21 protein-coding genes are annotated in these 26,355 nt (G+C 72.3%); 13 read left to right on the top strand and 8 right to left on the bottom strand.

All coding sequences use genetic code 11. The features are described 5' to 3' along the window. The first annotated feature begins 15 nt into the window (after positions 1 to 15). The 6 genes from ABZY20_RS04080 (at position 16) to ABZY20_RS04105 (ending at position 7,021) form a co-directional block, all read left to right on the top strand. Positions 16 to 1,380 carry an FtsW/RodA/SpoVE family cell cycle protein gene (locus ABZY20_RS04080; protein WP_356436218.1) on the top strand — a complete coding sequence of 455 codons (1,365 nt, stop codon included), beginning with the start codon at positions 16 to 18 and terminating at the stop codon, positions 1,378 to 1,380. Continuing rightward, entirely contained in the window at positions 1,377 to 2,855 is a 1,479-nt protein-coding gene (locus tag ABZY20_RS04085) for a penicillin-binding transpeptidase domain-containing protein (protein WP_356436221.1), read from the top strand. The genes ABZY20_RS04080 and ABZY20_RS04085 overlap by 4 nt, the downstream gene beginning before the upstream one ends. A 279-nt stretch (positions 2,856 to 3,134) precedes the next feature. Then, entirely contained in the window at positions 3,135 to 4,073 is a 939-nt protein-coding gene (locus ABZY20_RS04090; protein WP_356436223.1) for a diiron oxygenase, read from the top strand. A gap of 466 nt (positions 4,074 to 4,539) precedes the next feature. Continuing rightward, a complete protein-coding gene (locus ABZY20_RS04095) occupies positions 4,540 to 5,193 on the top strand; it encodes a TetR/AcrR family transcriptional regulator (protein ID WP_356436226.1) in 654 nt (217 codons plus the stop codon). A gap of 10 nt (positions 5,194 to 5,203) precedes the next feature. Further along, positions 5,204 to 5,503 carry a hypothetical protein gene (locus ABZY20_RS04100; RefSeq protein WP_356436229.1) on the top strand — a complete coding sequence of 100 codons (300 nt, stop codon included), beginning with the start codon at positions 5,204 to 5,206 and terminating at the stop codon, positions 5,501 to 5,503. Positions 5,504 to 5,611: 108 nt separating this feature from the next. Beyond that, the gene (locus ABZY20_RS04105; protein WP_356436232.1) at positions 5,612 to 7,021 is read left to right on the top strand and encodes a C40 family peptidase; all 1,410 of its coding nucleotides are present in this window, start codon (positions 5,612 to 5,614) and stop codon (positions 7,019 to 7,021) included. Here ABZY20_RS04105 and ABZY20_RS04110 read toward each other — a convergent pair. The 5 genes from ABZY20_RS04110 to ABZY20_RS04130 are packed head-to-tail and all read right to left on the bottom strand — an operon-like array spanning position 6,985 to position 12,651. Continuing rightward, positions 6,985 to 8,247, bottom strand: a complete 1,263-nt coding sequence (locus tag ABZY20_RS04110) for a styrene monooxygenase/indole monooxygenase family protein (RefSeq protein ID WP_356436235.1) — start codon at positions 8,245 to 8,247, stop codon at positions 6,985 to 6,987. The two genes, ABZY20_RS04105 and ABZY20_RS04110, sit on opposite strands and share 37 nt — an antisense overlap. A 13-nt stretch (positions 8,248 to 8,260) precedes the next feature. Next, positions 8,261 to 8,908 carry an ATP/GTP-binding protein gene (locus ABZY20_RS04115; protein WP_356436238.1) on the bottom strand — a complete coding sequence of 216 codons (648 nt, stop codon included), beginning with the start codon at positions 8,906 to 8,908 and terminating at the stop codon, positions 8,261 to 8,263. Continuing rightward, on the bottom strand, positions 8,889 to 9,311 hold the full coding sequence (locus ABZY20_RS04120; protein WP_356436240.1) for a DUF742 domain-containing protein: 423 nt from the start codon (positions 9,309 to 9,311) through the stop codon (positions 8,889 to 8,891). Before ABZY20_RS04120 ends, ABZY20_RS04115 begins: the two co-directional genes overlap by 20 nt. Next, entirely contained in the window at positions 9,308 to 9,832 is a 525-nt protein-coding gene (locus ABZY20_RS04125) for a roadblock/LC7 domain-containing protein (RefSeq protein WP_356436243.1), read from the bottom strand. The genes ABZY20_RS04120 and ABZY20_RS04125 overlap by 4 nt, the downstream gene beginning before the upstream one ends. Next, positions 9,829 to 12,651 carry a nitrate- and nitrite sensing domain-containing protein gene (locus ABZY20_RS04130; RefSeq protein WP_356436246.1) on the bottom strand — a complete coding sequence of 941 codons (2,823 nt, stop codon included), beginning with the start codon at positions 12,649 to 12,651 and terminating at the stop codon, positions 9,829 to 9,831. Before ABZY20_RS04130 ends, ABZY20_RS04125 begins: the two co-directional genes overlap by 4 nt. 367 nt (positions 12,652 to 13,018) lie before the next feature. Here ABZY20_RS04130 and ABZY20_RS04135 point away from each other — a divergent pair, with 367 nt between their 5' ends. Next, complete coding sequence (locus ABZY20_RS04135; protein ID WP_356436249.1) at positions 13,019 to 13,798, top strand: protein phosphatase 2C domain-containing protein; 780 nt, start codon at positions 13,019 to 13,021, stop codon at positions 13,796 to 13,798. A 12-nt stretch (positions 13,799 to 13,810) separates the two neighbouring features. On the opposite strand, the gene ABZY20_RS04140 is transcribed toward ABZY20_RS04135, so the two are convergent. Both ABZY20_RS04140 and lon read right to left on the bottom strand, forming a co-directional pair. After that, positions 13,811 to 14,302, bottom strand: coding sequence for a MarR family transcriptional regulator (locus ABZY20_RS04140; RefSeq protein WP_356436252.1), 492 nt, complete (start codon positions 14,300 to 14,302; stop codon positions 13,811 to 13,813). A gap of 174 nt (positions 14,303 to 14,476) precedes the next feature. Continuing rightward, on the bottom strand, positions 14,477 to 16,891 hold the full coding sequence (gene lon / locus ABZY20_RS04145) for an endopeptidase La (protein WP_356436255.1): 2,415 nt from the start codon (positions 16,889 to 16,891) through the stop codon (positions 14,477 to 14,479). Positions 16,892 to 17,208: 317 nt separating this feature from the next. On the opposite strand from lon, the gene ABZY20_RS04150 reads away from it, so the two are divergent. From ABZY20_RS04150 to ABZY20_RS04170, 5 genes are all read left to right on the top strand, one after another. After that, positions 17,209 to 17,889, top strand: coding sequence for a spermidine synthase (locus ABZY20_RS04150; RefSeq protein WP_356436258.1), 681 nt, complete (start codon positions 17,209 to 17,211; stop codon positions 17,887 to 17,889). A 124-nt stretch (positions 17,890 to 18,013) separates the two neighbouring features. Beyond that, complete coding sequence (locus ABZY20_RS04155; RefSeq protein ID WP_356436261.1) at positions 18,014 to 18,754, top strand: response regulator transcription factor; 741 nt, start codon at positions 18,014 to 18,016, stop codon at positions 18,752 to 18,754. Continuing rightward, a complete protein-coding gene (locus ABZY20_RS04160; RefSeq protein WP_356436264.1) occupies positions 18,751 to 19,860 on the top strand; it encodes a HAMP domain-containing sensor histidine kinase in 1,110 nt (369 codons plus the stop codon). Before ABZY20_RS04155 ends, ABZY20_RS04160 begins: the two co-directional genes overlap by 4 nt. A gap of 281 nt (positions 19,861 to 20,141) precedes the next feature. Then, positions 20,142 to 23,960: a multifunctional oxoglutarate decarboxylase/oxoglutarate dehydrogenase thiamine pyrophosphate-binding subunit/dihydrolipoyllysine-residue succinyltransferase subunit gene (locus tag ABZY20_RS04165; protein ID WP_356436267.1), complete on the top strand. Its 3,819-nt coding sequence runs from the start codon at positions 20,142 to 20,144 to the stop codon at positions 23,958 to 23,960. A 141-nt stretch (positions 23,961 to 24,101) separates the two neighbouring features. Next, positions 24,102 to 24,281 (top strand): DUF6104 family protein, encoded by a 180-nt coding sequence (locus tag ABZY20_RS04170; protein WP_003992906.1) that lies wholly within the window; start codon positions 24,102 to 24,104, stop codon positions 24,279 to 24,281. Between the two features lie 30 nt (positions 24,282 to 24,311). Here the strand turns inward: ABZY20_RS04170 and ABZY20_RS04175 are convergent, their stop codons facing one another. Beyond that, positions 24,312 to 25,241 carry a hypothetical protein gene (locus tag ABZY20_RS04175; RefSeq protein ID WP_356436270.1) on the bottom strand — a complete coding sequence of 310 codons (930 nt, stop codon included), beginning with the start codon at positions 25,239 to 25,241 and terminating at the stop codon, positions 24,312 to 24,314. A 147-nt stretch (positions 25,242 to 25,388) separates the two neighbouring features. Between ABZY20_RS04175 and ABZY20_RS04180 the strand changes: the two genes are divergently transcribed. Beyond that, the gene (locus tag ABZY20_RS04180; protein ID WP_356436273.1) at positions 25,389 to 26,354 is read left to right on the top strand and encodes a hypothetical protein; all 966 of its coding nucleotides are present in this window, start codon (positions 25,389 to 25,391) and stop codon (positions 26,352 to 26,354) included. The last annotated feature ends 1 nt before the right edge of the window (position 26,355 follow it).

Raw genomic sequence — 26,355 nt, forward strand, 5'->3', positions numbered from 1 at the left:
GGGTAGGTTCCGGACATGAGCAAGGCCGGAATCACCGTGGCGACGGCGGACCCGCCCGCGCCCGCCGTCCGCCGCCTCCCCCGGCGCCGGGGCGTCGAACTCGCCCTCATCGTCCTGGCCGTCTCGCTGTCGGTGTACGGCTACTGCGCCGTGGGCCTGGCCCGGGACGGCGCGGTGCCGCCCGGCGCCGCCGGCTACGGCGCCGGGCTCGGCGTGCTGGCGCTGCTGGCCCATCTGGCGGTACGCCTGCGCGCCCCGTACGCCGACCCGTTGCTGCTGCCGATCGGTGTGCTGCTCAACGGGCTCGGGCTGGTGCTCATCTACCGGCTCGACCTGCAGACCCCGGGCGACCGGGCGGCACCGGCCCAGCTGGTCTGGTCGACGCTGGGCGTCGCGCTGTTCATCCTCGTCGTCCTGCTGCTGCGCGACCACCGCGTGCTCCAGCGCTACACGTACGTGTGTGTCGTCGCCGCGCTGGCGCTGCTCACCCTGCCGATCCTGTTCCCGGCGGTGAACGGCGCGCGGCTGTGGATCCGGATCGCCGGGTTCTCCATCCAGCCGGGCGAGTTCGCGAAGGTGCTGCTGGCGGTGTTCTTCGCCGCGTACCTGGCCGCGAACCGCAACGCCCTCGCCTGCACGGGCCGCCGGATCTGGAAGCTCCAGCTGCCCACCGGCCGGGTCCTCGGCCCGATCGTCGCCGTCTGGCTGGTGAGCGTCGGCGTGCTGATCCTGGAACGCGACCTCGGCACCTCCCTGCTGTTCTTCGGCCTGTTCGTCGTGCTGCTCTACGTCGCCACCGGCCGCACCGGCTGGATCGCCGTGGGGCTGCTGCTGGCGGCGCTGGGCGCGGTCGCCGTCGGCCGGCTGGAGCCGCACGTGCACAGCAGGATCGACACCTGGCTGCACCCGTTCGCGTCCATCGAGGCGGGCGAGGGAGCGGGCCAGCTCGCCCAGTCGCTGTTCGCCTTCGCGGAGGGCGGGGTCCTCGGCACGGGTCTCGGTCTCGGCCACTCCTTCCTCATCGGCTTCGCGGTCAAGTCGGACTTCATCCTGGCCACCGCGGGCGAGGAGCTGGGGCTGGCGGGCCTGTCCGCGATCTTCCTCCTCTACGGCCTGCTGGTGGAGCGCGGCTTCCGGGCGGGTCTCGCGCTGCGCGAGCCCTTCGGCCGGCTGCTCGCGGTGGGGCTCGCCTCGCTCGTGGCGCTGCAGGTGTTCGTCATCGCGGGCGGGGTGACCGGCCTGATCCCGCTGACCGGCATGGCGATGCCGTTCCTGGCGCAGGGCGGATCGTCGGTGGTCACCAACTGGTCGATCGTGGCGCTGCTGGCCCGGGTGAGCGACTCGGCCCGGCGGCAGTACGACGGGCAGGACACCCCGTGACCCGGCACATCCGGCACGCCGGTTTCTTCTGCGCCCTGCTGCTGGTGGCGCTGCTGCTGAACGCCGCCCGGGTCCAGCTCGTCCAGGCCCCGCAGTACGACCGCAACCCCGCCAACCGGCGTCCGGACATCGCCCGTTACGAGCAGCCGCGCGGTGACATCCTGGTCGGCGGCCGGCCCGTCACCGGCTCGAAGGACACCCGCGAGCACCTGCGCTACGAACGGACCTACACCGACGGCCCGCTGTACGCGCCGGTCACCGGCTTCGCCTCCCAGCTGTACGGGACGACGCTCCTGGAGAACGCCGAGGACGGTGTGCTCTCCGGCTCGGACCCGATGCTCGCGCCGTTCCCGCTGTGGAACGAGTTCACCCGTGCGCGCGGCTCCGGCGGGGACGTCGTCACGACCCTCGACCCGGCGGCGCAGCGGGCCGCGTACCGAGGGCTCAAGGGCCTCAAGGGCGCGGTCGCGGCGCTGGATCCGGCGACCGGCCGGATCCTGGCCCTGGTCTCGGCCCCGTCCTACGACCCGCAGCCGCTGTCGGGCAACGGCCCGGCGGCGGCCCGGGCCTGGGCCCGGCTCCACGCGGACGAGGACCGCCCGCTGCTCAACCGGGCGGCGCTGCAGACGTATCCGCCGGGCTCCACCTTCAAGGTCGTCACGGCGGCCGCCGCGCTGGACGCCGGGGTGGTCAGGGACCTCGGGGCGCCGACCGACTCCCCCGACCCGTACACGCTGCCCGGCACCCGGACCCGGCTGAGGAACGCGGCGCGCGGCTGCGAGGACGCCTCCCTGCGTGAGGCCTTCACGCTGTCCTGCAACACGGTGTTCGCCAAGCTGGGCGCGGAGGTGGGCGCGCGGGACATGGGGAAGACGGCCCGCGCGTTCGGCTTCGGCGGCGCGGAGCTGCGCGTGCCCTTCCCGGTGGCCCGCTCCACCTTCGACGCCACCCCCGACCCGGCGCAGCTCGCGCTGTCCTCGATCGGCCAGTACAACACCCGTGCCACCCCGCTGCAGATGGCGATGGTCGCGGCGGCCGTGGCCAACGGCGGCCAGGTCCGCGAGCCCTACCTGGTGGAGCGCACGACCCGGCCGGGCGGCAGCACCCTCGCGACCGCCGGCTCACGCGGGCTCCGCCAGGCGATGTCCCCCTCGACCGCGGTACGGCTGCGCGCGCTGATGCGGGAGGTCGTCGAGAAGGGCACCGGCCGCCGGGCGGCGATCCGCGGCGCGAAGGTCGGCGGCAAGACCGGCACCGCCCAGCACGGTCTCGCCAACTCGGGCACCCCGTACGCCTGGTTCATCTCCTGGGCCCAGGGCGGCCGCGACCTGACCCCGCGTGTCGCGGTGGCGGTGGTGGTGGAGGACGCCGAGGGGGAGCGCCGGGACATCAGCGGCGGCGGGGACGCGGCGCCGATCGCCCGGGCGGTGATGGAGGCGGTGCTGAAGTCACGCGAGCGGGCGCCCGGTCCCTGACGGCCCCGGTTCCCGCACGGGCGCTCACCCGTCCCCTCCCCTCCACCGCGCAGCCGGTCGCGCATCAGCCGATCCGCTTCCGGCCGTCCCCCTGCTTGCCCTTCTCCTGCCACGCGGGCTCTTCCGATTCCATGGCGTACAGGTCGAAGACCGGCATGCCTCGCAGGCTCACACGAGGTAGACACCGGGTCAACAAGTCGCGCACGGGGGATTGACGAGCTTGCTGACAGGCAGTCTCATAAGGGGGACAGTGACGTGTGCACAACGAGGTGGGCAGCCATGACGACCCTGACGGAAGCCGACGCGCTCGACGGCCTGCGCGATGCCCTCGGTCTGCTCAAGGACCGGGAGCAGGTGGCCCAACGGCTGCTCGACTCCTCCGCCAAGCATTCCTTCGACCCGGACAAGGAACTGGACTGGGACGCCCCGTTCGAGGAGGGCAAGTGGTTCTGGCCTCCGGAGCTGGTGTCGCTGTACGACACCCCGCTGTGGAAGCGCATGGGCGAGGAGCAGCGGATCCTGCTCTCCCAGCACGAGGCGGCGGCCCTGGCCTCGCTCGGGATCTGGTTCGAGATCATCCTGATGCAGCTGCTGGTGCGGCACATCTACGACAAGGCGGCGACGAGCGCGCACGTCCGCTACGCGCTCACCGAGATCGAGGACGAGTGCCGCCACTCCAAGATGTTCGCCCGTCTGATCTCCCACGGCGGCACGCCCTGGTACCCGGTCAGCCGCGCCCACCAGCACCTCGGCCGGCTGTTCAAGACCATCTCGACCACGCCGGGCTCCTTCACGGCGACCCTGCTCGGCGAGGAGGTCCTGGACTGGATGCAGCGCCTGACGTTCCCGGACGAGCGGGTCCAGACCCTGATCCGCGGCGTCACCCGCATCCACGTGGTGGAGGAGGCCCGCCACGTCCGCTACGCCCGTGAGGAACTGCGCCGCCAGATGGTGACGGCCCCCAAGTGGTCCCAGGAGTTCACCCGCATCACCTCCGGCGAGTTCGCCCGGGTCTTCTCGGTGGCGTTCGTGAACCCCGAGGTCTACACGAACGTCGGCCTCGACAAGCGGGAGGCCCTCGCCCAGGTCCGCGCGAGCGGCCACCGCCGGGAGGTCATGCAGACCGGCTCCAAGCGGCTCACCGACTTCCTCGACGACATCGGCGTCCTGCGCGGCGTGGGCCGCCGCCTGTGGAAGTCCTCGGGCCTGCTGGCCTGACCGCACCTCACGGTGCCCCACCCGTCGCGGCCGGGCGGGGCACCGCCGTCCACGACACGATCACGACCTCGCGATCACCACCGGCCCGTGCGCCCCGGGCGCCTCCTCACGGCCCGGGCCGCGAACACGTTCGCTGCGCCGTCGGCGTCACACGGCCGACCCGCGATGCCACCCGCTCCCGCACCCGCGCACGCACGGAAGGGGACGTGCCGGGGGGTGTCCGCCCGCAGCGGTCGGCGCGTCAAAGAACAGTCAGCCGATAAGCAACCCCATCGCGCCGATCCGAGGACGGACACCCCCCGGCGCGGCACCGCCCCACAACCGCCGAAAGGCGCGACGCGCACCCCCACCGAAGCGCCACAGGCCGCCACAGGCACCCACAGCCACCCGCACAAGCGCCACAAGCACCCGCACACCCCCACACTCCGCTACGCAGCCCCCCGAGCACCCGATTACGCTGCCGAGCATGACACCAGCCGCCCCCACCCCCGCCTACCGGCGACTCAGCGTCGAGGAACGCCGCAGCCAGCTGCTCTCAGCGGCACTGGACCTCTTCGCGCACCGCGCCCCGGAGGACGTGTCCCTGGACGACGTGGCGGAGGCGGCCGGGGTGTCGCGGCCCCTGGTCTACCGGTACTTCCCCGGCGGCAAGCAGCAGCTCTACGAGGCCGCCCTCCGCTCCGCAGCCGACGAGCTCCGGCACTGCTTCGACGAACCCCGCGAGGGCCCCCTCCTGTCCCGCCTCTCGCGCGCCCTCGACCGCTACCTCCGCTTCGTCGACGAGCACGACACCGGCTTCAGCGCCCTCCTCCAGGGCGGCAGCGTCGTGGAGACCTCCCGTACCACCGCCATCGTCGACGGCGTCCGCCGCGTCGCCGCCGAGCACATCCTCAGCCACCTCGGCGTCACCGGCCCCGGCTCTTGCCTGCGCATGACGATCCGCATGTGGATCACCGCCGTGGAGGCGTCGTCGCTCATCTGGCTCGACGAGGACAAGCAGCCCCCCGCCGAAGAGCTGCGCGACTGGCTCGTCGAACAGTTCGTCGCCATGCTCACGGTGACCGCCCGGCGCGACCCGCAGACCGACGCCGTGGTCCTGGCCCTCGCCGAGGATGTCTGAGACTGATCCCGTGAAGAGCGAAGACACCCCCTTCGAGGGCGGCCCCATGGACGGCCGGGTCCTGCCCGTCCTGCTCGGCATCACCGGCCACCCGCCCAAGACGTACCGCATCCCCGTCCCTGACCCGGCCGGCGGCCCGCCCACGGTCCTGGTCTACCGCCGCGTACCCCGCGGACCGGGCAAGGTCGGCCTGACCAACCGCTGGAAGTACGCGTACGCCCCCGAGGGCGTCCCGCGCCGCCGTCTCAACTGGCCCTGGTCGAAGCCAGACGCCACGCCGCCCGGCAAGCCGGATGACGCCGACGGGTGACCTCGTTGCGCCGAACCGCGCACACCCACCGCGCGCTACCCGCGCACAGGTCTGATCCTCACGAGTGTCCGGCGGCGAAAAAGCCGCCCCCGCACCGGAGGTGATGGCATGTCAGCAAGGCTCGTGCGTCTGGTCTGCATCGCGGCGACGGCGGCGACCACGGTCCTCGCCCCCCTCCCCGCCCCCGCCACGGCGGCCCCGGACCCGGACCCGGGCCGGTCCCAGGACACCGCTCTCGCCGACCTCCTGACAGACCTTCAGGGCCTGTACAAGAAGGCCGAGAAGGCCACCGACGCCTACAACGCCACCGAGGAGAAGCTGAAGAGGCAGCGCGCCGAGAGCGACCGGCTGGACCGCGCCCTCGCCCGCGCCCGGCTCTCCCTGCACGACAGCCGGAGCGCGGCCGGCCGCCTGGCCCGCCAGCAGTACCAGAGCAGCACCGACATCTCGCCGTACGTCCGTCTGCTCATGGCCCGCGACCCCCAGCACGCGATGGAGCAGGGCCATGTGATCGGCCGGCTGGCGCGGGAGCGGGCCGGCACCGTGGACCGGCTCACCGGCGACGAGCGCAGGGCCGACGACCTGGCCCGCAAGGCCCGCGCCGCACTGGACCGGCAACTCGCCCTCGCCGAGCGGCGCAAGAAGGAGCGGGACGCGGTGCGCGGGCGGCTGCACGACGTGGAGGACCTGCTCGCCTCCCTCGACCGTGACCGGCTCACCGCCCTCGCCGCGTTCGAGGAGAAGGGCGCCGGCAAGACCCGGAAGAGATTCCTGGCAGCGGGCGCACCCGACAGCGACGACAGCGCACCGGACGGCGACGACGACGCACCCGAAGGCGACGACAACGCACCCGACACCGACGACAACGCACCCGACACCGAGGACACCACGCCCGGCGACACCCGCGCACCCGACGGCGCCGGCGGCGCCGACGACATCGCACCCAGCGACAACCGCCCACCCCGCGAGGCCCCCGCCCTCCGAAGCGGCAGCGGCAGCAGCAGCAGCGGCGTCAGCGGCAACCGCGGCAAGGTCCGCCGCCCCTCGGCCGCGGGCGACCGCGCCGTCCGCTACGCCGTGCGGCAGCTCGGCAAGCCGTACGAGTGGGGCGCGGAGGGCCCGGCGTCGTACGACTGCTCGGGCCTGACCTCGCGGGCCTGGGCGAAGGCCGGGACGCCCATCCCGCGGACCAGTCAGGAGCAGTGGAGGGAACTGAAGCGGATCCCGCTGGACCGGCTGCGCCCGGGAGACCTGGTCGTGTACTTCCCGAAGGCCACGCACGTGGCGCTGTACCTCGGCGACGGCATGGTCGTGCAGGCACCCCGCCCGGGCGCGAAGGTGAAGGTGTCACCGCTCGCGGCCAACCCGATCCTGGGAGCCGTCCGCCCGGACCCGGACGGGAAGCCCCTGCGGCGGTACGAGCCGCCGGAGCTTCCCGAGGGCGCGCTGAACGGGTCGGACGAGGGGTACGACGGTTACGGTTACGCGGCGCCCGCGCCGGAGACCTCGGCCAGGTAGACCTGCGTCCTGTCCGGGTCGTAGAAGTAGTCCTCGAAGTCGGCCGGGTTGTCGAAGCCGTTGGCGAAGCGGTCGGCGACCGGCTGGAGCTCGCCGGCGGCGCCGATGAGGTTCAGCACGTGCTCCGGCGGCGGCGCGAGCATCGTGTTGGTCCACTTGGTGACGTGCCGGGCGGTCTGCCAGTAGCGGTCGAAGGTGGCCCGCATCCACTCCTCGTCGAACGGCTTGTCGCCGTGCTCGACGATCGAGGCGAGGTAGGCCGCGGCGCACTTGGAGGCCGAGTTGGAGCCCTGGCCGGTGATGGGGTCGTTCGCCACGACGACGTCCGCCACGCCCAGCACGAGCCCGCCGCCGGGGAGGCGGCCGATGGGGTTGCGGACGGTGGGGGCGTAGCGCCCGGCCAGCGTGCCGCCGGCGTCGGTCAGCTCCACCTTGGTGGCCCGCGCGTACTCCCAGGGCAGGTACCGCTCCATGAGTTCCAGGGTCAGGGAGAGGTGCTCGGCCGGGTCCTTGACGCCGTTGAAGACGTCCAGCGGGCCGCCGGGTATGCCCTCCCAGAACAGGATGTCGGCGCGGCCGGAGGTGGTCAGGCACGGCATCACGAACATCTCGCCGACGCCCGGCACCAGGTTGCAGCGGACCGCTTCGGTGCCGGGGTGCTCGGGGCGCGGGCCGAGGCCGTGGACGTACGACACGGCGAGGGCGCGCTGCGGCTCGCTGTACGGGGAGCGCTCCGGGTCGCGGGCGAACATCTGCACCAGTTCGCCCTTGCCCGCGGCGACCAGCACCAGGTCGTAGGTGCGGGAGAAGTAGTCGAGGTCGCCGACGGCGGCGCCGTGGATGACGAGCTGGCCGCCGCGCTGGGCGAACGTCTCCATCCAGCCGGCCATCTTCACGCGCTGGTCGATGGACTGCGCGTGTCCGTCGAGGCGGCCCAGCCAGTCGATGGCGCGGGCGGCGGGGCCGTCGGCCCAGGAGCCGGGGGCGGCGACCGAGACGCCGAGTCCTTCGATCTTCGGGGCCTGGGACTCCCAGAAGTTCAGCTGGAGATCACGCTCGTGCTGCAGGGCCGTGTGGAACATGCACTGCGTGGACATGACCCGGCCGGTGCGGATCTCGTCCGCGGTCCGGTTGGACATGAGGGTGACCTCGTACCCCTGGGACTGGAGGCCGAGAGCGATCTGGAGACCGGACTGACCGGCTCCGACGACGAGTATCTTCCGCATGCGGGGCTGTCTCCTACTCGGGGGTTTCGTCGAGCGCGTGGCCCACCAGGGCCAGGAGGGTCTCGATCACGGAGATCCGGCGACGCGCGTCCATGATCATGACAGGTATGTGTCGCGGGATGGTCAACGCCTCCCGTACATCCTCCGGCTCGAACAGCTCACTGCCGTCGAAGTGGTTGACGGCGACCACGTAGGGCAGCCCTGAGCTCTCGAAGTAGTCCAGGACCGGGAAGCAGTCCTTCAGGCGGCGGGTGTCGGCCAGGACGACGGCGCCGATCGCGCCGCGCACGATGTCGTCCCACATGAACCAGAACCGCTGCTGGCCCGGCGTGCCGAACAGGTAGAGCACCAGGTCGTCGTCGAGCGTGATGCGCCCGAAGTCCATGGCGACGGTGGTGGAGGTCTTGCCCGGTGTGGCGGTGAGGTCGTCGGTCGCCTCGCTCGCCTCGGTCATCAGCGCCTCGGTCTGCAGGGGCGTGATCTCCGAGGCGGAGGTGACCATCGTGGTCTTGCCCACGCCGAAGCCGCCCGCCACCACGATCTTCGTGGCTATGGGAGCACGGGTGCGATCCGTCTGCCAGGCATGCATGTCGTCGTCGGGCCGCGCCGACGGGATCGAACGAGTGACGCCATGAGCGGCGTCAGAGACGACGGAGTCCACTCAGCACCCTTTCCAGCAGAGCGCGGTCCGGGCGGCCCGTGCCGTGGCCGGTGCCCGTTCCGTACACACGGATCTTTCCCTGGTCGGCGAGGTCGCTGAGGAGCACGCGGACCACGCCGAGCGGCATCTTCAGCAGCGCGGCGATCTCGGCCACCGTCCGCATCCGGCGGCACAGTTCGACGATGGCCCGCAGCTCCGGCATCACGCGGGTGGACAGGGAGCCGTTGGTCAGTTCCCTGCGCTCCTCCGCGGCCTCCAGCGCGGCCGTGCTGGCCACGAACGTCTCCACCAGCAGCACGTGCCCGAAACGGGTACGGCCGCCGGTGAGCGAGTAGGGGCGGACCCGGGCGGGTTTGCGGTCACCGCCGCGCACCGGGAGTTGCTGCCTGGGCGTAATGCTCATCGTGCACTCCTGGTCGTCTGGGACTCCTCCAGGGATTTTCGGAGCTCGCTGCGGAGTTCCGGCGTCAGGACGTGGCCGGCGCGGCCGACGAACAGAGCCATGTGGTACGCCACCACGCTCATGTCGCAGTCCGCGGAGCCGTGGACGCCGAGCAGCGAGCCGTCGCTGATCGACATCACGAACAGGCTGCCCTCGTCCATCGCGATCATCGTGTGCTTGACCCCGCCGAAGTCCATCAGCTTGGCGGCGCCGATGGTGAGGCTGCCGATGCCGGAGACGATGGTGGCCAGGTCGGCGCCGGAGCCGCGGGGCCCGCCCCGTGCGGTGCCGCGGCCCTGCAGGGCCTGCCGGGCCTCCTTGTTGCGGTGGTCGTCGGAGGAGAGCAGGAGCAGTCCGTCGGACGAGACGACCGCGACCGAGAGGATGCCGGGCACCTCCTCGACGAGGTTGGTCAGCAGCCAGTGCAGGTTGCGGGCCTCACTGCTCAGTCCGATCAGTCCGAAGGTACTGGGCGCGGTCAACTGCTTGCCTCCTCGACTGTGCCCCCCGTGGCTTCTTCGGATCCAGCTGGTACTGCCGTGCCGGTGGCCGGCCGCTTGTGCGAGGCCGTCTTCTCGGCGATCTCCGCCTCGACCTCGCGGTAGCCGGCCTGCGCGCCCTGGCGGAAGCCGCCGAGACGGCGGCGCAGGGCTTCGGCGTCCACGGAACCGCTGCGCTGGCGCGGAGCGGTGGCCTGGGCGGTGATCTTGGGAGTGCGCTTGGGGAGGCCCTTGTCGGTGACGCGTTCGTGCTCGGCGTCGGCCTCCGCCCCGGCATCGTCTCCGGCGTGCTCGTCCCCACCCGTGTCACGCGTGTGGCCCGCGTGGTCGTGCCCGGGTGCCCCTGGGACGGACGCGCCGTCGGCGGCCGCGGAATCGTGCTGCGTGGGCTCCGGCTCCCCCTGCGGTACCGGGGCCATCAGCTCCATCGTGGTTTCGCCGGGGGTCTCCGCCGGCCCGGTGGCCGCGGTCCCCTCGGCGGCGGCCGCCAGCGCCGCCCCGGCCGGTTCCGGATGCCCCCCGGCGTCCTCGTCCGGCTGGTGCCGCCAGCCGGCCTCGTCCCGCTCGACCGCCTTCTCCGCCAGCGCGACCAGCGGGTCCCCGTCCGTCGTCCGGCCGTGCAGGACGTTGGAGTTGACCTCGGCGTCGGCGCCGGGCAGCGAGAAGGACTGCGCGCCGCCGGCCACCGGGCCGGAGCTGGGGGCGGCCTCGGCGGGGGCCGCCGCCAGCAGCGTGCGGGGCAGGACGACGACCGCCGCGACACCGCCCTGCTTCTGCTCGCGCAGCTGCACGCGCACACCGTGGCGCTGGGCGAGGCGGGCCACGACGTACAGGCCGAGGCCGAGACCGTCCTCGCCCTCCTGGTCGTAAGGCGCCTCCGGGTCGAAGTCGCTCAGGCGGGCGTTGAGGCGCTCCAGCCGGTCGCCGGTCATGCCGATGCCCTCGTCCTGGACGGAGAGCATGACCTCGCCGTTCTCCAGCAGCCAGCCGGAGATCTCCACGGGCAGGTCGGGCGGGGAGAACGAGGTGGCGTTCTCCATGAGTTCGGCCAGCAGGTGGGAGAGGTCGTCCGCGGCGAACCCGGCGATGTGGGCGTGCGGGGGCAGGGCCGCGATGCGGACGCGCTCGTAGCGCTCGATCTCGCTGACCGCGGCGCGGACGACGTCCACGAGGGGCACGGGCCCGGCGGTGTGCTGGACGTGTTCGGTGCCGGCGAGGACCAGGAGGTTCTCGCTGTGCCGGCGCATGACGGTGGCGAAGTGGTCGAGCTTGAACAGCGTGGCGAGGCGCTCCGGGTCCTGCTCGCGGTCCTCCAGGCCCTCGATGACGGCCAGTTGGCGCTCGACCAGGCCGAGGGTGCGCAGCGCGAGGTTGACGAACGTGCCGCCGATGGCCGTGCGCATCCGCTCCAGCTGGGCGGCGGAGTCGGCGAGTTGGCCGCGCAGTTCCTCGCGGGCGTCGGCCATCTTCTGGCGCTGGCCGACGAGGTGCTTGCGGTCGGACTCCAGCGTGGCGATCCGCTCGGTGAGGGCGGCGGCGTGCGCGTGCAGGGCGTTGACGGAGCGGACGACCTGGGCGAACTCGTCGTTGCGGCCGGTGAACTTGACCGGTTCCTCGGCCGCCGGGTCCTCGGCCTCGGCGAGGCGCTTGGAGCCCAGGCGCAGCACCGCGAGGGGCCGTGTGAGGCTGCGGGCCATGCCGGTGGCGACACCGACGGCGAGCAGCATCAGGGCGCCGAGGATCGCGATGCGGATCTCCAGCGCGGTGACGTCGTCGTCGCGCAGGGCCTCCAGGTCCTTGGTGCGGCGGTCGTAGAGGGCGGACTCGACTCCGCGCATCAGGTCGACCCGGGCGGAGAGCGCCGCGTCCAGCTTCTTGGTGTCGGTGGAGAGTTCGCCGCCGGAGAGGGACGGCTGGTCGGTCAGCGTCGCGAGGTACTTCTCGGCGGAGTTGACCTCGGTGCCGGTGACCGTGCTGTCGAAGGAGGCGCGGGCGTCCTTGGGGGCGGTGGCGCGGAAGTCGGCCAGGGCCGCGTCGGAGCGCAGCCGGGCCTGCTGGGCGGCGGCGCTCAGGGCGTCGCGCCGGCGGGCGTCGGCGCCGGAGGACGCGGAGGTCTCGGCCGGCAGGCCGGTGACCGGGTCGATGATGGTGCGGGTGCTGCTGGGCACGCTGAGCGCGGCGAGCAGCAGCCCCCGGGCCGCGGCGGCCTGCTGGACGGCGGAGTCCAGCTCGGCGAGGGCGTGGCCGCCCCCGCCGGCGCGCGGCGGGGTCTGCTGCGCCAGGTCCTCGGCGAGCCGGTGGAGGCCGGTGATGGCGGCGGAGTACGCCTGGTGGGCTTCGAGCGCGCTGCTCTTGCCGGTGAGCGCCGCCCGCCGTACCGCCGCTATGGCGTCGAGGTCGGAGCGCAGCCCGGCTGGCGTGTCGCTGTCCGCGCGCAGCTCCTCGACCTGCCGGTCCACGCGGGCGCTGTGCTGCTCGGAGGGCGCCTTGGACTTGGGGCGGCCGGCCGCGATGTAGGCCGTGACCTCGTCGCGCTCGTCGGCGAGGGAGTGCGCGAGTGCGAGGGCGTCCTGCGTCTGCCCCGCGAGCGTCACCAGCTCCTGCGCGTCGTGGAGTTCCCCGGAGGCGGCCAGCACGGACGGCGTGCCGGCGCCGGCGATGGCCGCGGCGACCACGGCCACGGCGACGATCAGCCGGTTGCGTACGTGTGTGGGGCGTCCCTTGCCGGTGGGGGGCGTCGGCTCGGCTCCCTGTGCGGGGGCCGTCTGCTTGCCTGTGCGACGAGGCCGCGTCTTCTGCACCGGTGCTCGCATTCCTGACTCGTGAACCTTGGGCCCGGATGACGCTCCGTCAACTGGTGCGTACTCCCGGTACACTTCCCGACCCTCCCAGCGCCGGTGGGCAGCGCACGCGCATCACCTGACCCGCCACTCGAAGGAGTGAACCTCGTCGAGGAGTTGGTGGGCAAGTTCCACCGGCTCTTGCACGGGCCGTGCGCGGCACGCCGGTTGGACGCCGGAAGCAGGCGGTGGCAGTATTCGCCGACACGCCTTCCCGGATCGCGCCATTCCCTCCCAAACAGGGCGTCTGACCTGTGCGGGTGCGCCGGTCCGGAGGCCGATGGCGGCCTTTTGCGCACGTTGTGAAGGGCTCGTGCAGACTGGCTGGATGCGTACGGAACTCGCCTCGGCGCCGTCGGACGCCGGCCGCCCCAACGAGGACTTCGCCGGTGTCGGGCTACCGGCCTCGGGACAAGGCGGTTCGGTCGTCGTCCTGGACGGTGTCACGCCGCCGCGGAGCGGGACGGGCTGTCTGCATTCGGTCCCCTGGTTCACCGCGCGCCTGGGCGGCGCGCTGACCGAACTGACCGTTTCACTCACGGATGTTCCCCTGGCCGACACCTTGTCCCGCGCCCTCGCGCGTACCGCCGAGGCCCATGCGGCAACCTGTGACCTTTCTCACCCCCGCACCCCGCAGGCCACGGTGGTCCTGGCCCGCTGGAACCCGGACACGGTGGAGTACCTGGTCCTGTCCGACTCGGCGCTGCTCCTGGAGTCACCGGACGGGGCGGTGACCCCCGTGCTGGACGACCGGCTGGCCCTGCTCCCCCGCTCGGCCCTGGCCACGGACGCGCTGGTGGACGCGACGGTCCGCAACAAGGAGGGCGGTTTCTTCACGGCGGCGGCCGACCCCGCCGTGGCCCGGCGGGCGGTGACCGGCAGCGTGCCCCGCCGGGAGGTCCGCGCCCTGGCCGCCCTGACGGACGGCGCGACCCGCTGGGTGGAGCGGTTCGGGGAGGGCGACTGGACGGACTGCTTCCGGCTCGTGCGCAAGGAGGGCCCGCAGGCACTGGTGGACCGGGTCCGGACACTGGAACGATCGGCCACCACCGGGACGTACCGGGGCAAGAGGCACGACGACGCGACGGTCGTCTACGTCGAGTTCTAGCCGCGCCGGGGGCTACTTCTCCATGCCGCGGTTGAGCTGGTGCAGCAGCCGGGCCAGTTCCGTGACCTCGCGGGGGTCCCAGTCGGCCAGGCGGCCGGCGTAGCGGGCACGGCGGGCGTCACGGACCCGGCGGACCCGGTCGTGCCCCTCCCGGGTGAGCGCGACCAGCCACGCCCGGCCGTCGGCGGGGTCGGGCTCGCGGGCGATCAGCCCGAGCTCCTCCAGGGCGCGCAGCTGGCGGGACATGGTGGCCTTGCCGACGCCGATGTAGGCGGCGAGTTCGGTGGCCCGCTGCTTGCCGCACTCGTCCAGCCGGACGAGCAGCCCGTACGCGGACGACTCGAGGTCGGGGTGGACCTCGCGGGCCATCTCGCCCTGGCTGGCCCGGGCCCGCCGCAGCAGCACGGTCAGTTCGCGCTCCAGCGCGAGGAAGGCGGGCTGGTTCACCCCGCTTCCGGCCGCACCGGCCCCGCGGTGTCCCTCGTCGTTGCCGCCGTCGTGCACGTGAGCCCTGCCTCGGTCGTCGCCCGTACCTGGAATTCTCCACCGGCTGCGGACATCGCCGCAGCTCGGCAAGTATTCCGCAGGTCGCGGGGCAGGTGTCCACAGGGCGTGGGCACGGTGAAGGCCCGGGCCTCCCTCACGGGGCCCGGGCCTTCCCTCATCCGATGACCTCCGTCACGCGGCCACCGGAACCTCCGGCGCCGCGCCGCTCGTCGCGGGCGCGAGCGCCAGCTCCAGGACCTGGCGGACGTCGGTGACGGCGTGGACGTCGAGCTTGTCCAGCACCTCCGCCGGGACGTCGTCCAGGTCGGGCTCGTTGCGCTTGGGGATGATCACCGTGGTGACCCCGGCCCGGTGCGCCGCGAGCAGCTTCTGCTTCACCCCGCCGATCGGCAGGACCCGCCCGGTCAGCGAGACCTCGCCGGTCATCGCCACGTCCGTGCGGACCAGCCGGCCGGAGAGCAGGGACGCGAGGGCCGTGGTCATGGTGATGCCGGCGCTCGGGCCGTCCTTGGGGACCGCGCCCGCGGGGAAGTGGATGTGCACGCCCCGGTCCTTCAGATCGGCCACCGGCAGTTCGAGCTCGGCGCCGTGCGAGCGCAGGAAGCTCAGCGCGATCTGCGCGGACTCCTTCATCACGTCGCCCAGCTGACCGGTGAGGGTCAGCCCCGCCGCGCCCGTCTCCGGGTCGGCCAGGGACGCCTCCACGTAGAGCACGTCACCGCCCGCCCCGGTCACCGCGAGCCCGGTCGCCACGCCCGGCACGGACGTCCGCCGCTCGGCCGGGTCCTGGGCGGACTCGGGCACGTGGTGCGGCCGGCCGATCAGGGCCCGCAGGTCCTCGTCGCGGACGGTGAACGGCAGCTCCCGCTCGCCCAGTTCGTGCTGGGCGGCGACCTTGCGCAGCAGCCGGGCGATCGACCGCTCCAGGGTGCGCACGCCCGCCTCGCGGGTGTACTCGCCGGCGAGCTTGCGCAGCGCGCCCTCGTCGAGGGTCACCTCGTCCTTGTCCAGCCCGGCCCGCTCCAGCTGGCGCGGGAGCAGGTGGTCGCGGGCGATGACGACCTTCTCGTCCTCGGTGTAGCCGTCCAGGCGGACGATCTCCATCCGGTCGGCCAGGGCCTCCGGGATCGCCTCCAGGACGTTGGCCGTGGCCAGGAAGACGACGTCGGACAGGTCGAGCTCGACCTCCAGGTAGTGGTCCCGGAAGGTGTGGTTCTGCGCCGGGTCGAGCACTTCCAGCAGGGCGGCGGCCGGGTCGCCGCGGAAATCGGAGCCGACCTTGTCGATCTCGTCGAGCAGCACGACCGGGTTCATCGACCCGGCCTCCTTGACCGCCCGGACGACCCGGCCCGGCAGCGCGCCGACGTAGGTGCGCCGGTGCCCGCGGATCTCGGCCTCGTCGCGCACACCGCCGAGGGCGACGCGCACGAACTTGCGGCCCATAGCGTGGGCGACGGACTCGCCGAGGCTGGTCTTGCCGACGCCGGGCGGGCCGACGAGCGCGAGCACGGCACCGCCGCGCCGGCCGCCGACGACGCCCAGCCCCCGGTCGTTGCGCCGCTTGCGCACCGCCAGGTACTCGGTGATGCGCTCCTTGACGTCCTCCAGACCGGCGTGCTCGGCGTCCAGCACGGCCTTGGCGCCCTGGATGTCGTAGGCGTCCTCGGTGCGCTCGTTCCACGGCATCTCCAGGACCGTGTCGAGCCAGGTGCGGATCCAGGAGCCCTCGGGCGACTGGTCGGAGGACCGCTCCAGCTTGTCGACCTCCTTGAGGGCGGCCTCGCGGACCTTCTCGGGCAGGTCGGCGGCCTCCACACGGGCGCGGTAGTCGTCGGACTCCTCGCCCTCCTGCTCGCCGTTCAGCTCGCGCAACTCCTTGCGGACCGCCTCCAGCTGACGCCGCAGCAGGAACTCGCGCTGCTGCTTGTCGACGCCCTCCTGGACGTCCTTGGCGATGGACTCGGCCACGTCCTGCTCGGCGAGGTGGTCGCGCAGGTGCTGGGTGGCGAGCCTGAGCCGGGCCACCGGGTCGGCGGTCTCCAGCAGTTCGACCTTCTGCTCGGTGGTCAGGAACGGCGAGTAGCCGGAGTTGTCGGCGAGCGCCGAGACGTCGTCGATGGCCTGCACGCGGTCGACGACCTGCCAGGCGCCGCGCTTGCGCAGCCAGGCGGTGGCCAGGGCCTTGTACTCCTTGACCAGTTCGGCCACCTGTCCGGGCAGCGGCTCCGGGACGGTCTCGTCGACGCTGGTGCCCTCGACCCAGAGGGCCGCGCCGGGGCCGGTGGTCCCCGCACCGATCCTCACCCGCCCCCGGCCGCGGATCAGCGCGCCCGGGTCGCCGTCGGCCAGCCGGCCGACCTGCTCGACGGTGCCGAGGACACCGGTGTTCGCGTACGTCCCGTCGATGCGCGGCACCAGGAGTACCCGGGGCTTCCCGGGCGTTGTCCGAGCGGCGGCCTGCGCGGCCTCCACCGCCGCACGGACCTCGTTGTCGCTCAGGTCCAGCGGGACCACCATCCCGGGCAGCACGACCTCGTCGTCGAGCGGCAGCACGGGCAGGGTGAGCGGTGTGGACGTCGAAGCCATGATCTCCCCTTCGGCAGTCAAGTTGAGCTATGCCGACTCAATGCTTGGGGAGGGCCGGTTGTTCCCCGAGAGGTGTTCGCTCTGAGCGATCCGCCCGCGGCGCGTGCCCCGGGTCCCGTGCGGGCGCCGGGTCCACGTACGGGGGGCGGCTCCGCGTACGGGGGCGGGTCCGCGCAGGGGGGCGCCGGGCCGGCCTAAGGGAATTTGCCCCTGGAAAGTGCCCACGGGAAGCAACGCCAGGCGGCGGCGCGCACCGCCGCCGCCCCGCCCCGCGAAAACCCCGGCGCCGGACGCCCCGGACCTGCCAGGATTCCCCCATGTCCCCCTCGTACGACATCCCCGACGTGCTGGACCGCCGCGAAGGCCCTCACGGAGAGGTGGTGCTGCGGCGGCGGCCCGGCGGGCGGCTGGAGATCATCGCCAACGGCTGCTTCCTGATGGACACCTCCGACGGCCGCTCGGAACGGCGGCTGGTGGACGCGGCGCTGGCCGCCCTGCCCGGCGGGACACGGCCCGACGTGCTGATCGGCGGACTCGGCGTCGGCTTCTCCCTCGCACACGCGGCCGCGAACCCGCGCTGGGGGCGGATCACCGTGGTGGAGCGTGAGCGCGCGATCGTCGAATGGCATCGGGACGGCCCGCTCTCCGCGTTCTCCGCCCGGGCCCTCGCCGACCCCCGTACCCATGTCGTCGAAGCAGATCTCGTGGCGCACGTCCATGAGACATCCGACACGTACGACGCGCTCTGCCTCGACATCGACAACGGCCCGGGCTGGACGGTCACGGAGGACAACGGAAATCTGTACAGCGGCACCGGACTCGCCGATTGCGCACGGGTGTTGAGACCCGGCGGAGTTCTCGCCGTGTGGTCCGCCCAGCCGTCACCGGAATTCGAAGAAACCTTGCGGAATGCCGGGTTCCAACAGGTGCGTACCGAAGAGATCCCCGTTGCCCGGGGCGTTCCGGACGTCGTGCACCTCGCCATCAGCCCTGGATAGCAAAGGCGTGCTGCCTCCCCGTACGCTGCTCCTCTGACGCCGATCATTCAAGCGTCAATCGCAACCATGCGCAGACCGAGGAATCACCCCACTGATTCCGGAAAGCACACCCCAGGGGCGGGCGATGGAGCAGACACAGACCTCCCACAACGGTTCGGCGACGGCTACCCCGGGCGCGCAGCGCCGGGTTCTCGTCGTCGAGGACGACGCCACGATCGTGGACGCCATCGCGACCCGCCTGCGAGCCGAGGGATTCCTCGTGCAAACGGCGGGTGACGGCCCGGCCGCTGTCGACACGGCCGAGGCCTGGCAGCCGGACCTGCTGATCCTCGACATCATGCTGCCCGGCTTCGACGGTCTGGAGGTCTGCCGGCGCGTGCAGGCCGCCCGCCCGGTGCCGGTGCTGATGCTCACCGCGCGCGACGACGAGACCGACATGCTGGTCGGGCTCGGGGTAGGCGCCGACGACTACATGACCAAGCCGTTCTCGATGCGGGAGCTGGCGGCGCGCGTGCACGTGCTGCTGCGCCGTGTGGAGCGGGCCGCGATCGCCGCCGCGACGCCGCGCAGCGGCATCCTGCGCCTCGGCGAGCTGGAGATCGACCACGCCCAGCGCCGGGTCCGGGTGCGCAGCGAGGACGTCCACCTCACGCCGACCGAGTTCGACCTGCTGGTCTGCCTGGCGAACACCCCGCGCGCGGTGCTCTCCCGCGAGCAGCTGCTCGCCGAGGTCTGGGACTGGGCGGACGCCTCCGGCACCCGCACGGTCGACAGCCACATCAAGGCGCTGCGCCGGAAGATCGGCGCCGAGCGGATCCGCACCGTGCACGGTGTGGGCTACGCCCTGGAGACCCCGACGCCATGAGCGGCGGGCCGGCCGCACGCAAAGACCCCGGGGAGCCGGAACCCTGGGGGAAGGTGAGCCCGTTCTCCATCAAGACCAAGCTGGGCGCGCTGGTCGTCATCTCGGTGCTGATCACCACGGGTCTGTCGGTGATCGCGGTGCACACCAAGACGGAGCTGCGCTTCATCACGGTCTTCTCGATGATCGCCACGCTCCTCATCACGCAGTTCGTGGCCCATTCGCTCACCGCGCCGCTGGACGAGATGACGGCCGTGGCGCGTTCCATCTCGCAGGGCGACTACACCCGCCGGGTGCGGGAGAACCGCCGTGACGAGCTGGGCGACCTGGCCGTGACGATCAACGCCATGGCCGACGAGCTGGAGGCCCAGGACCGCCAGCGCAAGGAGCTGGTGGCGAACGTCTCGCACGAGTTGCGCACGCCCATCGCGGGGCTGCGCGCGGTGCTGGAGAACATCGTCGACGGCGTCACCCAGGCCGACCCGGAGACCATGCGCACGGCGCTGAAGCAGACCGAGCGGCTGGGCCGGCTGGTGGAGACGCTGCTGGACCTGTCGCGGCTGGACAACGGCGTCGTCCCGCTGAAGCGGCGGCGGTTCGAGGTGTGGCCGTATCTGTCGGGCGTGCTGAAGGAGGCCAACATGGTCGCCTCGGTGCGCGCGGGCATCGCCACCGGCTCGGGCAGTCACACACGCACGGACGTGCACCTGCACCTCGACGTGCACCCGCCGGAGCTGACCGCGCACGCCGACCCGGAGCGCATCCACCAGGTGGTGGCCAATCTCATCGACAACGCGGTCAAGCACAGCCCGCCGCACGGCCGGGTGACGGTCAAGGCGCGGCGCGGGGCGCAGCCGGAGTCGCTGGAGCTGGAGGTCCTGGACGAGGGCCCCGGCATTCCCAAGTCGGAGTGGCACCGCGTCTTCGAGCGGTTCAACCGCGGCAGCGCCAAGCGGCAGGGGCCGGGCAGCGACGGCGGCACGGGGCTCGGGCTGGCGATCGCCCGCTGGGCGGTCGATCTGCACGGAGGCCGGATAGGAGTGGCCGAATCCGAGCGAGGTTGCCGGATTCTTGTCACTCTTCCGGGAGAGCCATCAGTACCAAGTTGACGTAAAGTTCGAAGCGGAGCCCCAAGATCCACCGGCGTCCGCGCTGACGGACACGTGTGATCAGGCACAGGCCCGCGCCATCGGTGCGACGGGCCCTGCCCCGCTCTTGCCTCCTTGAGCGGAACCACGCTTGTTTCCCGCCATTTCAAGCCCCGAAACACGCTCCAAGATGTGACTTGCGCGACGTTGAACGGGCCCGGCCTGACCTTCCCGGTCCGGGAGGCGTAGCCTTGATTCCCGCTGTCCATCATCTTGTGAAGCGGAAGAGGGCGGTTGCCGCCGTGTCGCCACAGTCCCCCAGTAACTCGAGCATCTCGACCGAGACCGACCAAGCGGGCAAGAACCCCGCGGCGTCCTTCGGTGCCAACGAGTGGCTCGTCGACGAGATCTATCAGCAGTACCTCCAGGACCCGAACTCGGTGGACCGAGCCTGGTGGGACTTCTTCGCCGACTACAAGCCCGGGGCGGCCGCCGCCCCGGCTCCGGCGGGTACCGCGGCCGCGGGGGCCGCGGGGACCACCACCGCTCAGCCCACGGCCCCGGCCCAGCCCGCGGCCCCCGCTCAGGCCGCTCCGAAGCCCGCCGCCGCGCCGGCCGCGAAGCCGGCCGAGGCCAAGCCCGCCGCGCAGGCCCCGGCCCAGGCCGCCGCCCCGGCGAAGGCCGCCCCGGCCCCGAAGCAGGCCGCCGCCAAGCCGGCCGCCCCGAAGGCCTCGCCCGACGGCGCGGGCCCCTCGGCTCCGGAGCAGGTCGTGCTGCGCGGCCCGGCCGCCGCGGTCGCGAAGAACATGGACGCCTCCCTGGAACTGCCCACGGCCACCTCCGTGCGCGCGGTCCCGGTGAAGCTGCTGTTCGACAACCGCATCGTCATCAACAACCACCTCAAGCGGGCGCGCGGCGGGAAGATCTCCTTCACGCACCTCATCGGCTACGCCATGGTCCAGGCGATCAAGGCCATGCCGGCGATGAACCACTCGTTCGCGAAGGTCGACGGCAAGCCCACCCTGGTCAAGCCGGACCACGTCAACCTCGGTCTCGCCATCGACCTGGTCAAGCCGAACGGCGACCGCCAGCTCGTCGTCGCGGCGATCAAGAAGGCCGAGACGCTGAACTTCTTCGAGTTCTGGCAGGCCTACGAGGACATCGTCCGCCGCGCCCGCGACGGCAAGCTGACGATGGACGACTTCACCGGGGTCACGGTCTCCCTGACCAACCCCGGCGGCCTCGGCACGGTCCACTCGGTGCCGCGCCTGATGCCCGGCCAGTCCGTGATCATGGGCGTCGGCGCCATGGACTACCCGGCGGAGTTCCAGGGCACCTCCCAGGACACCCTGAACAAGCTCGGCATCTCGAAGGTCATGACGCTCACGTCGACCTACGACCACCGGGTCATCCAGGGCGCCGCCTCCGGCGAGTTCCTCCGTCAGGTCGCGAACCTCCTCCTCGGCGAGAACGGCTTCTACGACGACGTCTTCGAGGCGCTGCGCATCCCCTACGAGCCGGTCCGCTGGCTCAAGGACATCGACGCCAGCCACGACGACGACGTCACCAAGGCCGCCCGCGTCTTCGAGCTGATCCACTCCTACCGCGTCCGCGGCCACGTCATGGCCGACACCGACCCGCTGGAGTACCAGCAGCGCAAGCACCCCGACCTGGACATCACCGAGCACGGCCTCACGCTCTGGGACCTGGAGCGCGAGTTCGCCGTCGGCGGTTTCGCCGGCAAGTCGATGATGAAGCTGCGCGACATCCTCGGCGTCCTGCGCGACTCGTACTGCCGCACCACCGGCATCGAGTTCATGCACATCCAGGACCCCAAGCAGCGCAAGTGGATCCAGGACCGCGTGGAGCGCCCGCACTCCAAGCCGGAGCGCGAGGAGCAGCTGCGCATCCTGCGCCGGCTGAACGCGGCCGAGGCGTTCGAGACGTTCCTGCAGACGAAGTACGTCGGCCAGAAGCGCTTCTCCCTGGAGGGCGGCGAGTCCGTCATCCCGCTGCTGGACGCGGTGCTGGACTCGGCCGCCGAGTCCCGCCTGGACGAGGTCGTCATCGGCATGGCCCACCGCGGCCGCCTGAACGTCCTCGCCAACATCGTCGGCAAGTCGTACGCGCAGATCTTCCGCGAGTTCGAGGGCAACCTCGACCCGAAGTCGATGCACGGCTCCGGCGACGTGAAGTACCACCTGGGCGCCGAGGGCACCTTCACCGGCCTCGACGGCGAGCAGATCAAGGTCTCCCTGGTCGCGAACCCCTCGCACCTGGAGGCGGTGGACCCGGTCCTGGAGGGCGTCTCGCGCGCCAAGCAGGACATCATCAACAAGGGCGGCACGGACTTCACGGTCCTGCCGGTGGCGATCCACGGCGACGCGGCCTTCGCGGGCCAGGGCGTGGTGGCCGAGACCCTGAACATGTCGCAGCTGCGCGGCTACCGCACCGGCGGCACGGTCCACATCGTCATCAACAACCAGGTCGGCTTCACGGCGGCGCCCGAGTCCTCGCGCTCCTCCATGTACGCCACCGACGTGGCCCGCATGATCGAGGCCCCGATCTTCCACGTGAACGGCGACGACCCGGAGGCGGTCGTGCGCGTCGCGCGCCTGGCCTTCGAGTTCCGCCAGGCGTTCAACAAGGACGTGGTGATCGACCTCATCTGCTACCGCCGCCGCGGTCACAACGAGTCGGACAACCCGGCCTTCACCCAGCCGCTGATGTACGACCTGATCGACAAGAAGCGCTCGGTGCGCAAGCTGTACACCGAGTCCCTCATCGGTCGCGGCGACATCACCCTGGAAGAGGCCGAGCAGGCGCTGCAGGACTACCAGGGCCAGCTGGAGAAGGTCTTCACGGAGGTCCGCGAGGCCACCTCGCAGCCGGCGACCATCGAGCCGTCGGACCCGCAGGCCGAGTTCCCGGTCGCCGTGAACACCGCGGTGACCACGGAGGTCGTCAAGCGGATCGCCGAGTCCCAGGTCAACATCCCCGACCACATCACCGTCCACCCGCGTCTGCTGCCGCAGCTGCAGCGCCGGGCGGCGATGGTCGAGGACGGCACGATCGACTGGGGCATGGGCGAGACCCTCGCCATCGGCTCCCTCCTGCTGGAGGGCGTCCCGGTCCGCCTGGCCGGCCAGGACTCCCAGCGCGGTACGTTCGGCCAGCGCCACGCGGTCATCATCGACCGCAGCACGGGCGAGGAGTACACGCCGCTGCAGTACCTCTCCGAGGACCAGGCGCGGCTGAACGTCTACAACTCCCTCCTGTCCGAGTACGCGGCGATGGGCTTCGAGTACGGCTACTCGCTGGCCCGTCCCGAGGCGCTCGTGATGTGGGAGGCGCAGTTCGGCGACTTCGTCAACGGCGCCCAGACGGTCGTGGACGAGTTCATCTCGTCGGCCGAGCAGAAGTGGGCCCAGACCTCCGGCGTCGTGCTGCTCCTGCCGCACGGCTACGAGGGCCAGGGCCCGGACCACTCCTCGGCCCGCCCGGAGCGCTTCCTCCAGATGTGCGCGCAGAACAACATGACGGTCGCCATGCCGACGTCGCCGTCGAACTACTTCCACCTCCTGCGGTGGCAGGTGCACAACCCGCACCACAAGCCGCTGGTGGTCTTCACGCCGAAGTCGATGCTGCGCCTGAAGGCGGCGGCCGCGAAGGCGGAGGAGTTCACGACCGGGCAGTTCCAGCCGGTCATCGGCGACGCGACGGTCGACCCGGCCGCCGTGAAGAAGGTCGTCTTCTGCGCCGGCAAGGTCTACTACGACCTGGAGGCCGAGCGGCAGAAGCGCGGCGTCACGGACACGGCGATCATCCGCATCGAGCGCCTGTACCCGCTGCCGGGTACCGAGCTCCAGGCGGAGATCAAGAAGTACCCGAACGCCGAGAAGTACCTGTGGGCCCAGGAGGAGCCGGCGAACCAGGGTGCCTGGCCGTTCATCGCGCTCAACCTGATCGACCACCTGGACCTGGCGGTCGGCGCGGAGGTCCCGCACGGCGAGCGGCTGCGCCGCATCTCGCGCCCGCACTCCTCGTCCCCGGCGGTGGGTTCCGCGAAGCGGCACCAGGCCGAGCAGGAGCAGCTGGTGCGGGAGGTGTTCGAGGCGTGAGCCTCTGAACTCCCCTGCTGTGAAGGCCCGGTCCCCGCGTGGGGCCGGGCCTTCGCGCTGGGAGGCGGAGCACGGTCGCCGGTCCGGTACGTAGGCTGTCTCCGGCACCACCATCCGGGACGAACGCAGGAGAACAACCCCATGTACTTCACCGACCGCGGCATCGAGGAGCTGGAGAAGCGGCGCGGCGAGGAGGAGGTCACCTTCGAGTGGCTGGCCGAGCAGCTTCGGACGTTCGTCGACCTCAACCCCGACTTCGAGGTGCCGGTGGAGCGGCTGGCCACGTGGCTGGCGCGGCTGGACGACGAGGACGACGAGTAGGCGATCAGGGGTCCGGCCGGGCCCGGGGGATCAGCGGTCCCCCTCCCGTCCGGGGTCTGCGGACTCGACGGGCTCGCCGAACGCGCCGGGCTCGCCGAGGGGCCACTCGGGCGGGAGCGCGGACCGTCCGGGGCGCCACTCGCTGGGCAGCGTGAGCCCGTAGGACAGGCCCATCGCGCCGTGGGCGAGGAGCAGGACCCCGGCCGCGGTCCAGCCGCCGGCGTGCTGCCGCAGGCCCCGGACCAGGAGCGGCACGCCCACCGCCATCTGGGCGAAGGCCAGGGCGCGGGCCCGGGGGCCGCCGGCCCAGGGCATCCAGGGGCCGAGGCGGGTGTGGTCGACGGTGTGCCGCGCCGTGACGGTCTCGCGCCGGCCCTGCCGGCCGGCCGGGAGACCGTGGGACCGGTGGGCGACGGCCTCCATCAGGCGGCCTGCGGGCTCGCCGAGGGTGAGTTCGGGCGGCAGCGCGACGCCCACGCGCGCGAGGACCGCGAGCAGACCGCGCAGGCGGGCGGGCGCGTCGGCCGCGGGGTCCGGTTTCGTCAGCCGGTCCAGGGCCTGGACGTCCAGGACGGGGTCGAGGCCCAGGCGTGCGGCGAAGGTGCGCATCGCCTCGTCCTCTCCGGCCGGGACGCCGCTGGCGAGCCAGTCGAAGCCGACCGGGCGGCGGAAGCCGGAGGCGAGGGTGAACCCCGCGTGGTCGCCGTCCCACCACAGCGCGAGGACCGGCCAGGGCGCTCCGACGGCGAGGGCCGTGGCCCAGCCGGTGACCACGCGGTCGACGGGCTCGGCGGCGTCCCGCCAGGGCCGGCCGTCGGGGACCAGGACGCTCCACGAGTCGCCGGCGCGGGTGAGCCGCATGGGTGCGCGCAGCAGGTGCGCGACGGGGGCGACGGCACCGGGCGCCGCCCGGCACAGCAGCAGGGCTCCGGGCCCGGTGCGAGCGGCTTGCGTCGACATGGTCACACGGTAGGGCGAATCGCCCGACTTCGAATACTTATGAGCGCCCCGTCATCCTCAGAACGGGTGCCTTGACTTTCCCCCAGCGCGATATATCGTGAATGAAAGAAGACGCGATATGGCGCGTCGAGTCGGGGAGGTCCCACCATGTCCGAGTGGTCCGTCGCGGAGCCGAGCAAGCTCACCTTCGACGAGCCCGTGAGCGATCTTCACGTGCGCCTCGTCAACGGAACGGTGAACGTGGTGGGCACGGACGAAGGTTCCGCCCGCCTGGAGATCTCCGAGATCGAGGGCCCGCCGCTGGTGGTGACCCAGCAGGGCGGCGTCCTGACGGTCGCTTACGAGGATCTGCCCTGGAAGGGCTTCCTCAAGTGGCTTGACCGCAAGGGCTGGCGCCGCAGCGCGGTGGTCTCCCTCGCCGTCCCGGCCGGTACGCGCGTCGAGGTGGGCGTGGTCGGCGCGGCGGCCGTGGTCTCCGGGATCCAGGGCCCGTCGCTGGTGAAGGGCGTCACGGGCGACACGACGCTGGTGGGCCTGTCCGGCCCGGTCCGCGCCGAGACGGTCTCGGGGAACCTGGAGGCCCAGGCCGTGACGGGCGACCTCCGGTTCAACTCGGTCTCCGGCGACCTCACCGTGGTGGAGGGCTCCGGCCCCTCCGTGCGGGCCGACTCGGTGAGCGGCTCCATGATCATCGACCTCGACCCGGACGGCCCCACGGACGTGCGGCTGACCAGCGTCTCGGGCGAGATCGCGATCCGGCTGCCGTACCCGGCGGACGCGGACGTCGAGGCGAACACGGCGAGCGGCTCCGTCTCCAACGCCTTCGACGGCCTGCGGGTGCACGGCCAGTGGGGCGCCCACAAGATCACGGGCCGCCTCGGCGCGGGCACCGGCAAGCTGCGGGCGACCACCGTCTCCGGATCGATCGCCCTGCTGCGCCGGCCGTCCCGCGAGGACGACGAGCCGGCCGGCACGCGCCCCGGCACCGGCGGCTCACCGGCAGCCCCCGGGAGCGGCCCCCAGGACGACTCGGGAGACAATTCCGTCTCCGGCCCGGGCGACGGCGCCACCGGCGTCCCGGCCGACGGCACGACCGACAAGAAGGTGCTCTGAC

This window comes from Streptomyces sp. NPDC006624 (assembly GCF_040611555.1).
In the GTDB taxonomy this organism is placed as follows: domain Bacteria; phylum Actinomycetota; class Actinomycetes; order Streptomycetales; family Streptomycetaceae; genus Streptomyces.

Excerpts from the sequence above, each read along its gene's own strand:
- ABZY20_RS04090 (WP_356436223.1), top strand. The coding sequence starts at position 3,135 with ATGACGACCCTGACGGAAGCCGACGCGCTCGACGGCCTGCGCGATGCC.
- ABZY20_RS04150 (WP_356436258.1), top strand. The coding sequence starts at position 17,209 with ATGTCCCCCTCGTACGACATCCCCGACGTGCTGGACCGCCGCGAAGGC.
- ABZY20_RS04120 (WP_356436240.1), bottom strand. The coding sequence starts at position 9,311 with ATGAGCATTACGCCCAGGCAGCAACTCCCGGTGCGCGGCGGTGACCGC.
- ABZY20_RS04160 (WP_356436264.1), top strand. The coding sequence starts at position 18,751 with ATGAGCGGCGGGCCGGCCGCACGCAAAGACCCCGGGGAGCCGGAACCC.
- ABZY20_RS04110 (WP_356436235.1), bottom strand. The coding sequence starts at position 8,247 with ATGCGGAAGATACTCGTCGTCGGAGCCGGTCAGTCCGGTCTCCAGATC.
- ABZY20_RS04155 (WP_356436261.1), top strand. The coding sequence starts at position 18,014 with ATGGAGCAGACACAGACCTCCCACAACGGTTCGGCGACGGCTACCCCG.
- lon (WP_356436255.1), bottom strand. The coding sequence starts at position 16,891 with ATGGCTTCGACGTCCACACCGCTCACCCTGCCCGTGCTGCCGCTCGAC.
- ABZY20_RS04135 (WP_356436249.1), top strand. The coding sequence starts at position 13,019 with ATGCGTACGGAACTCGCCTCGGCGCCGTCGGACGCCGGCCGCCCCAAC.
- ABZY20_RS04105 (WP_356436232.1), top strand. The coding sequence starts at position 5,612 with ATGTCAGCAAGGCTCGTGCGTCTGGTCTGCATCGCGGCGACGGCGGCG.
- ABZY20_RS04080 (WP_356436218.1), top strand. The coding sequence starts at position 16 with ATGAGCAAGGCCGGAATCACCGTGGCGACGGCGGACCCGCCCGCGCCC.
- ABZY20_RS04180 (WP_356436273.1), top strand. The coding sequence starts at position 25,389 with ATGTCCGAGTGGTCCGTCGCGGAGCCGAGCAAGCTCACCTTCGACGAG.
- ABZY20_RS04175 (WP_356436270.1), bottom strand. The coding sequence starts at position 25,241 with ATGTCGACGCAAGCCGCTCGCACCGGGCCCGGAGCCCTGCTGCTGTGC.
- ABZY20_RS04170 (WP_003992906.1), top strand. The coding sequence starts at position 24,102 with ATGTACTTCACCGACCGCGGCATCGAGGAGCTGGAGAAGCGGCGCGGC.
- ABZY20_RS04095 (WP_356436226.1), top strand. The coding sequence starts at position 4,540 with ATGACACCAGCCGCCCCCACCCCCGCCTACCGGCGACTCAGCGTCGAG.